Below are 1,033 nucleotides of genomic sequence, written 5' to 3' on the forward strand. Positions count from 1 at the left end.
GTTGGACGAAGCCGCTATCGCGGAGAAATGTTCCCCCCCAATTTGATTAGTTGACATAATTCCTCCTCGTTCCCGCAAGGGTTTTTTGCACTTTATCACGAGGATCATGATTATGACATACGTATTTCCACAACCATTTTCGCGCAATTATGAGAGCCTGCTCAAGCGCTTGAAGCTGCGCGGCATGCAGCCCAAGACAATTGAATCGTACAGTCACGGCGTGCGCCGAGCTGGCGCGCATTTTGAATATCAGATCGACAACTTGAGCAAAGACCAGTTGACCGATTATTTTTCGCAGGTGCTGGATCAGCTGTCATGGAGCACGCTCAAGCACGATTTGTATGGGCTGAAGTTTTACTATGCCTATGTGTTGGAAAAGCATTGGCCCGGTGCTGAGTTGACCAAAGCACCCAAGGTGTCGCGCCTGCCGGATATCGTGACTGTGGAGCAGATGCAGCAGATCGTGAACGCGACGCGGATACTCAGCTATCGGGTATTCTTTTTTGCCTTGTACAGCATGGGCTTACGCCTGGGTGAAGGTTTGCAGTTGCAGGTGGGCGATATTGATCAGGATAGGATGCGGGTGCACGTTCGGGATGCAAAAGGCAACCGGGATCGGCTGGTGCCGCTGCCCGCCCACACGCTGAACGTGTTGCGCGAGTTCTGGCGCGTGCATCGTCATCCGGCGCTGTTATTCCCCAGTCGCCAGAAAGGCCTCGGAGGCGCATCCAGTGCCACGACGCACATGGATCGTGGCGGCGTGCAGCAGGCGCTGCGCCAGGTCACCGAGCAGATCGGTTTAAAAAAAGAATTACGCCGCACTGCCTTCGCCATTCCTATGCCACTCATCTGATCGAAGCGGGTGTTGACCTGCTCGAAGTACAGAAGATTCTCGGCCATCACTCCATCCTCACCACCACCCGCTATACCCATCTCACCGAACATCGCAAAGAATCCGCCGAAGTGTACATCAACACGCTGATGAGCCGGATACAGGTCGGCTGGAACAAGGTTGTATGATCCGCCTCGCCGA

At 54.3% G+C, this 1,033-nt stretch carries 1 pseudogene; it reads left to right on the top strand.

The window, feature by feature from the left end:
* The first annotated feature begins 184 nt into the window (after positions 1–184).
* Positions 185–1,020: pseudogene (locus IV91_RS0113555) on the top strand (tyrosine-type recombinase/integrase).
* Positions 1,021–1,033 lie beyond the last annotated feature (13 nt).

This window comes from Ferrovum myxofaciens (assembly GCF_000735045.1).
GTDB lineage: Bacteria > Pseudomonadota > Gammaproteobacteria > Burkholderiales > Ferrovaceae > Ferrovum > Ferrovum myxofaciens.